The 6,177-nt window shown below is 71.2% G+C and carries 7 protein-coding genes and 1 pseudogene; 3 read left to right on the top strand and 5 right to left on the bottom strand.

Annotation, left to right across the window (positions count from 1 at the left end; translation table 11 throughout):
* From ABT381_RS06135 to ABT381_RS06120, 4 genes and pseudogenes are all read right to left on the bottom strand, one after another.
* Positions 1-518: pseudogene (locus ABT381_RS06135) on the bottom strand (ADP-ribosyltransferase); the annotation flags it as partial.
* Positions 515-916, bottom strand: a complete 402-nt coding sequence (locus ABT381_RS06130; RefSeq protein ID WP_351588409.1) for a DUF6507 family protein — start codon at positions 914-916, stop codon at positions 515-517. The gene ABT381_RS06130 and the pseudogene ABT381_RS06135, both read right to left, overlap by 4 nt.
* Before the next feature lie 54 nt (positions 917-970).
* A complete protein-coding gene (locus ABT381_RS06125) occupies positions 971-1,282 on the bottom strand; it encodes a pore-forming ESAT-6 family protein (RefSeq protein WP_351588406.1) in 312 nt (103 codons plus the stop codon).
* A 54-nt stretch (positions 1,283-1,336) separates the two neighbouring features.
* Positions 1,337-1,669 carry a hypothetical protein gene (locus tag ABT381_RS06120; RefSeq protein ID WP_351588403.1) on the bottom strand — a complete coding sequence of 111 codons (333 nt, stop codon included), beginning with the start codon at positions 1,667-1,669 and terminating at the stop codon, positions 1,337-1,339.
* Between the two features lie 193 nt (positions 1,670-1,862).
* Here ABT381_RS06120 and ABT381_RS06115 point away from each other — a divergent pair, with 193 nt between their 5' ends.
* Positions 1,863-3,254, top strand: coding sequence for an FAD-dependent oxidoreductase (locus tag ABT381_RS06115; protein WP_351588400.1), 1,392 nt, complete (start codon positions 1,863-1,865; stop codon positions 3,252-3,254).
* Between the two features lie 43 nt (positions 3,255-3,297).
* Here ABT381_RS06115 and hemE read toward each other — a convergent pair whose 3' ends face one another.
* Positions 3,298-4,422, bottom strand: a complete 1,125-nt coding sequence (gene hemE, locus ABT381_RS06110) for a uroporphyrinogen decarboxylase (RefSeq protein ID WP_467754124.1) — start codon at positions 4,420-4,422, stop codon at positions 3,298-3,300.
* A gap of 102 nt (positions 4,423-4,524) precedes the next feature.
* Here hemE and ABT381_RS06105 point away from each other — a divergent pair, with 102 nt between their 5' ends.
* Together ABT381_RS06105 and ABT381_RS06100 are read left to right on the top strand one after the other, a co-directional pair.
* Positions 4,525-5,172 carry a DUF3000 domain-containing protein gene (locus ABT381_RS06105; protein WP_351588394.1) on the top strand — a complete coding sequence of 216 codons (648 nt, stop codon included), beginning with the start codon at positions 4,525-4,527 and terminating at the stop codon, positions 5,170-5,172.
* Between the two features lie 243 nt (positions 5,173-5,415).
* Positions 5,416-6,078 carry a response regulator transcription factor gene (locus ABT381_RS06100; protein ID WP_030261220.1) on the top strand — a complete coding sequence of 221 codons (663 nt, stop codon included), beginning with the start codon at positions 5,416-5,418 and terminating at the stop codon, positions 6,076-6,078.
* Positions 6,079-6,177 lie beyond the last annotated feature (99 nt).

Genomic DNA, 6,177 nt, shown 5'->3' with positions numbered 1-6,177 from the left:
TTCTTCTTCTCCGAGCCGTCCCCGGCCACCATCTGGGTGCCGTGCCACAGCGCGGTGATCTTGTTGTGGCAGGTCCGCTCGGCCGCCCAGAACGCAGCCACCGTGGCGGTGATGTCATCCCGGATCTGATTGTGCTCGGCGATCAGATCCTCGTCGTAATCCCCGTCGTCATCGTCCTTGTGGTCCCGGATGAAGTTCTGCGCCTTGGTCTTCAGCGCCGCCAGCTTGGGAACCAGCGGGCGGATCTCATCCGCGTAGGAGGACAGCGCCGAGGCGACCGTCTCCAGGTCGTCGGCGAAACCGTCCGCCCGCTCCTGCACCGGCTTGGTGGTGGCGAAGAGCTGCTCGGCCTCGGGGGCCTTGTAGTACGCGGACAGGCCCTGGAAATGGGAGTGGACATCCGAGCCGGTGGTGCGGATGTGCCCGGCATCCGACTTCAGCGCGGCATGGTCCTTCTCCAGCTGCTCCAGATCGCCGGTGTACTGGGGAATCTGGTCCGGCTTCAGCTCGATCTTCACGACTGCTGCACCCCCGGCGTCTTGGGATCGACATCCACCGCACCCAGCGCCTTGTGCTGCGCCTGGGCGGCCATGTCCAGATCACCGTTCAGATACGCCGTGGTGGCATCCACCGCACCGTTCAGCGACTTGCCCGCGCGCATCGCGATGAACTTCAGGTCGTTGATGGTGTGTTCGGAGAACTGCGAGAGCGCCAGCGCCACCAGACCGCCCGCGGCCTTCTCCCCGCCCTTGCCGCCGTGCGCCTCGCCCTCGGCGGAGATCGTGCCGGCGCTCGTGGCCGCCGACTGCAGATGCTCCCCGTACGCCTTGGTATGCGTCTCGATCTTCCCGGCGAATTCACCGGTCGTCTTCAGCACACCCTGGATGCCCTGCGGATCCAGATCCCAGCCGGCCATGCCCCTACCTCATGCTCCCCGTTACCGCCCGACACCGCACCCGCGTCCGGCCGGTCAGCCGATGTTGTCGACCGCAGCCTTGGCCTTGGACAGCGTGTGCTGCGCCGTGCCGTCGTTCTTCTCCAGCGTCGTCTTCAGCAGCTGGATGATGTTCTTGACCTCCTGCGAGGCACGGTTCCAGCGCAGCTCCTTGCCGTGGTACTCATCCGCCACGCCATCGGCGGTGAAGTCCGCCATCGCCGCCTTCACCTGACCGTCGCGCGCCGTGATCACCTGCTCCAGCCGCGCGATCACCGTCTGGATATTGCCCTGCGCATCACCCGAAGCCGTCGTGTCATACGAACGACGATCCTGTCCACCAGCCATCACACACACTCCCCGTCCAAGAACACGGCCCGCACCCGCAGGCCACAGATCAAATCAGCGGCCGCCGAAGCGCGCCGCGTCGAAATTCGCCGCCGACATCTGCTGCCGCGCGTTGTCCCCGTGCTCCTGATCACCGGAGCTGAACGCCGCGTCCATGCCCGACTGGCCGCCCAGAATCCCCGACAGGGAACTCTGCAGCGACGACGCGATCTCGTCCGAGTGCGCCTTGAACCGGTCGAAGGCCGCCTTGCCGGAGCCGTTGAACTTGCCCTCCAGCGGCGCCGCCGCGTCCACCAGCTGCCGGATCAGCGAGCCCAGATCCTCACTCGACCCACGCGACTTCGACTGCAGCGTCGACAACGTCTGCGATCCCATGTCGAACTTCATCAGGCTCCCCCTGCCGGGCTGAACGGCTGTTTGCGGAGACATCTTCCCAACTCAGGGACATCTCTGCCAACACTGGACACAGCGCTGTGACACAGGCGTGACAGCGGCGCGGGCGCCGGGTGACGGGGCCGCAGGTCGTAGCCTTTCCGGTGCCGGGCGCGGGCGCGTCCGCGGAGCGAGGAGGGAGCCCGCCATGGCGGAACGACCGGAGCGGCTGGTGGTCGTCGGCGGGGACGCGACGGGGATGTCCGCCGCGTCCCAGGCCCGCAGGCTGCGCACGCCCGAGGAGCTGGAGATCGTCGCGTTCGAGCGCGGGCACTTCACGTCGTACTCGGCCTGCGGCATTCCGTACTGGGTCGGCGGGGTGGTGGACGAACGGGACGCGCTGGTGGCGCGGACGGCCGCGCAGCACCGGGAGCGGGACATCGATCTGCGGATGCGGACGGAGGTCACGGAGCTCGACGTCGAGAAGCGGCGGGTGCGCTCGCGCGACCTGGAAACCGGCGCGGAGGAGTGGACGGCGTACGACAAGCTCGTGCTCGCGACCGGCGCGTCGCCGCTCCGGCCGCCGATTCCGGGCATCGACGCGCCGGGCGTGCACGGCGTGCAGACCCTCGACGACGGGCAGGCGCTGCTGGACACGCTGGCCCGTACGGAGGGGCGGCGCGCGGTCGTGGTGGGCGCCGGGTACATCGGCGTGGAGATGGCCGAGGCGCTGATCCAGCGCGGGTACGAGGTGACCGTCGTCAACCGCGGCGCGGAGCCGATGTCCACGCTGGACCCGGACATGGGCTGCCTGGTGCACGACGCGATGACGGGCCTGGGCATCGGGATGGTCAACGGCGCCGAGGTGACGGAGATCCGCACCGACGCCGACGGCCGGGCGTGCGCGGTGCTGACGCCGGAGCAGGAGTACCCGGCGGACGTGGTGGTGCTGGGGCTCGGCGTACGGCCCGAGACCACGCTCGCCGAGAAGGCGGGACTGCCGCTGGGCGCCGCCGGCGGGATCCTCACCGACCTCGCGATGCGGGTGCGCGGCCACGACGACATCTGGGCGGGCGGCGACTGCGTGGAGGTGCTGGACCTGGTCTCCGGGCGGGACCGGCACATCGCGCTCGGCACGCACGCCAACAAGCACGGCCAGGTCATCGGCTCGGGCGTGGGCGGCGGTTACGCGACCTTCCCCGGCGTGGTCGGCACGGCCGTCAGCAAGGTCTGCGACCTGGAGATCGCGCGTACGGGGCTGCGCGAGAAGGACGCGCGGGCGGTGGGGCTGCAGTACGTGGCCGTCACGATCGAGTCGACGAGCCGGGTGGGGTACTTCCCGAACGCCGCGCCCATGACGGTGAAGATGCTCGCCGAGCGGCTCTCGGGGCGGCTGCTCGGCGTGCAGATCGTCGGGCGGGAGGGCGCGGCGAAGCGGGTGGACATCGCGGCGGTCGCGCTGACGGCCAAGATGACGGTCGAACAGATGACGGCGCTGGACCTGGGGTACGCGCCGCCGTTCTCACCGGTGTGGGACCCGGTGCTGGTGGCGGCGCGCAAGGCGGTGCAGGCGGTACGGGCGGACGCCGCGCCGCAATAAGGACCGCGGGGCGCCCGTACCGTCACGCGCGCCCCGCCGCGCCTCAGCGCGCCGTCTGCTCGTGGACGTACTCGACCAGGCGGGTCAGCGCCTCCGGGTCGGTGTTCGGGGGTACGCCGTGGCCGAGGTTGAAGATGTGGCCCTCCAGCCCCGCGGCGGCGTCCAGTACCTCGCGGGCCTTGGTCTCCACCGCCTCGCGCGGGGCGAAGAGCACGGCCGGGTCGATGTTGCCCTGGATCGCCTTGCCGGGGCCGACCCGGCGCGCGGCCTCGTCCAGCGGCACCCGCCAGTCGGCGCCCACCACGTCCGCGCCCGCCTCGCCCATGAGGCCGAGCAGCTCGCCGGTGCCGACGCCGAAGTGGATACGCGGTACGCCGTACCCCGCGACCGCGTCGAAGACCTTCGCGGAGGCCGGCATGACCGAGCGGCGGTAGTCGGCCGGGGCGAGCGCGCCGACCCAGGAGTCGAAGAGCTGCACGGCGCTGGCGCCGGCCTCGATCTGCACCTTGAGGAAGGCGGCGGTGATCTCGGCGAGGCGGTCCAGGAGGTCGGCCCACAGCTGCGGGTCGCCGTACATGAGCGCCTTGGTGTGCTCGTGGTTGCGGGACGGGCCGCCCTCGACGAGGTAGCTGGCGAGGGTGAAGGGCGCGCCCGCGAAGCCGATGAGCGGGGTGGAGCCGAGCTCGCCGACGAGCATCCGGACCGCTTCGGAGACGTACGAGACGTCCTCGGGCGTGAGGTCGCGCAGCCGCTCCAGGTCGGCGCGGGTGCGGATCGGCCGCTCGACGACCGGGCCGACGCCGGGCTTGATGTCCAGGTCGATGCCGATGGCCTTCAGGGGGACGACGATGTCGCTGAAGTAGATCGCGGCGTCGACGTTGTGCCGGCGCACCGGCTGCAGCGTGATCTCGGTGACCAGCTCGGGCCGCATGCAGGAGTCGAGCATCGCGATGCCCTCGCGCACCTTGCGGTACTCGGGCAGTGAGCGCCCGGCCTGGCGCATGAACCACACGGGCGTGTGCGGGACCGGCTCCCGGCGGCACGCCTTGAGGAACGCGGACTCCCGCGCGCTCTCCGGCGCGAAGGAGGCGGTCTGCTGCTGGCCCGTCATCGGGGTCTCCCCTGCTCGGTCGGAGTGGAGAGCGTGGGGAACGTCGTTGGCACTCACGCCCAGAATCTTCGCACGTGCCGGGGGACACCTCCGAACGGGCGACCCGCCCAGCGGGTGTCCTCCGCATATGAACACGGCATTGCGCCTAACCTTCCCAGCATGGCAGCGGCTCAGGAACACCTCGCGGACAGCGCGGACGAGACCCCGATCGCCTTCCGTCAGGCGGTCGAGGCCCTCCATGCGGCCCGGCTGCGACCGGAGATCGAGATCGCGCCGATGCCCGCGCCCAAACGGCTCGCGCCGTTCGCGCACGCGCTGGAGGCGACGGTGATCGAGCGGGACACGGAGGGCGATACGGACCTGGCGGACGGGCGGCTGGTACTGCTGCACGACCCGGCAGGGCACGACGCCTGGCACGGCACCTTCCGGGTGGTGACGCTGGCCCGCGCCGAGCTGGAGCCGGAGCTGGCCACCGATCCGCTGCTGCCGGACGTGTGCTGGTCCTGGCTGACGGGGGCGCTGGAGGCGCGCGGCGTGCCGTACGGCGAGCCGAGCGGCACGGTCACGCGCGCGGGCTCGTACTACTTCGGCGGCATCGGCGACCGGGCGCCGGACACCCAGCTCGAATTGCGGGCTTCCTGGACGCCGGCCGAGGGGCCGCGCGGGGTACGGGACATCGGGGCGCACCTGACGGCCTGGTGCGATCTGCTGTGCCAGGTGGCGGGGCTGCCGCCGGCGCCGGTGGAGCCGGCGGGGCGGGGCGGCGTGGTGCCGCTGCCGCAGCGACGAGGGCCGCAGCCGCGCTGAGCGCGTTTCTTCGAGTACGCCGCGCGGACCGCCTCCGAAGGGGCGGTCCGCGCGGCGCACTCGTGCTGCCCGGAACCTCGATCACCCATCCGATTTGCCCGAATTGCCCAAACTAAATCGTGATCAAACTCTAAAGTCCGGCCGGATTACTGCCGAAGAGGTCTGTGACCCTTCAAACACGGGAGCACTCCGGCTCACTCCCCTGAAGCCGGCTTCCGTCCCCGCCACTCCCCAGGAGGCCCGGTGTCTGTTCTCCTCGAGCAACCTTCGAGCCTGGTCGCCTACCGCCCGAACAAGCCGACGGCCATGGTCGTCGTGGCCGACCCGCGCGTCCGCTCCACCGTCACCCGCCACCTGTGGGCACTCGGAGTACGCGACGTGATCGAGGCATCGTCCATCGCGGAGGCCCGCCCCCGCGTCGGCAACCCGCGCGACATCTGCGTGGCCGACGTCCACCTTCCCGACGGCTCCGGCCTCACCCTGCTGTCCGAGACCCGGGCGGCCGGCTGGCCCAACGGCCTCGCGCTCTCCGCCGCCGACGACATCGGCGCGGTACGCAACGCCCTCGCCGGCGGCGTCAAGGGCTACGTCGTCACCGGCACCCGCACCAACCTCGGCATCCCGGGCCGTCCCGGCGCCGCGCCCATCGGCGCGGGCGCGGCCCGTATGCACCGCCGTCCGCCCGGCGCCCCCGGCCACCCCGGCGGGTACCGCGAGCTCTCGGGGCGCGAGGTCGAGGTGCTGAGACTGGTCGCCGAAGGCCAGTCGAACAAGGCCATCGGCGTCTCGATGGGACTCTCGGCCCTCACGGTCAAGAGCCACCTCGCCCGCATCGCCCGCAAGCTCGGCACGGGCGACCGGGCCGGCATGGTCGCCGTCGCGCTGCGTACCGGGATCATCCACTGAGGCCGCCCGGCCGTCCGTCCGCCCCGTCCACCAGGCCCCCCACCAGCTCCTCGGACCCGCCCACCGAGGCTTTACACAGGCACATCGTCCGTCGAGGGA

The organism is Streptomyces sp. NPDC000151, assembly GCF_040301705.1.
Taxonomy (GTDB): domain Bacteria; phylum Actinomycetota; class Actinomycetes; order Streptomycetales; family Streptomycetaceae; genus Streptomyces.
The sequence above is the reverse complement of the archived record's forward strand: the minus strand, read 5'-3'. Positions and strand labels throughout refer to the sequence as shown.

What these genes read in the sequence shown, in the direction of transcription:
- ABT381_RS06115 (WP_351588400.1), top strand. Translation starts at nt 1,863, where the DNA reads ATGGCGGAACGACCGGAGCGGCTGGTGGTCGTCGGCGGGGACGCGACG.
- ABT381_RS06130 (WP_351588409.1), bottom strand. Translation starts at nt 916, where the DNA reads ATGGCCGGCTGGGATCTGGATCCGCAGGGCATCCAGGGTGTGCTGAAG.
- ABT381_RS06125 (WP_351588406.1), bottom strand. Translation starts at nt 1,282, where the DNA reads ATGGCTGGTGGACAGGATCGTCGTTCGTATGACACGACGGCTTCGGGT.
- ABT381_RS06105 (WP_351588394.1), top strand. Translation starts at nt 4,525, where the DNA reads ATGGCAGCGGCTCAGGAACACCTCGCGGACAGCGCGGACGAGACCCCG.
- ABT381_RS06120 (WP_351588403.1), bottom strand. Translation starts at nt 1,669, where the DNA reads ATGAAGTTCGACATGGGATCGCAGACGTTGTCGACGCTGCAGTCGAAG.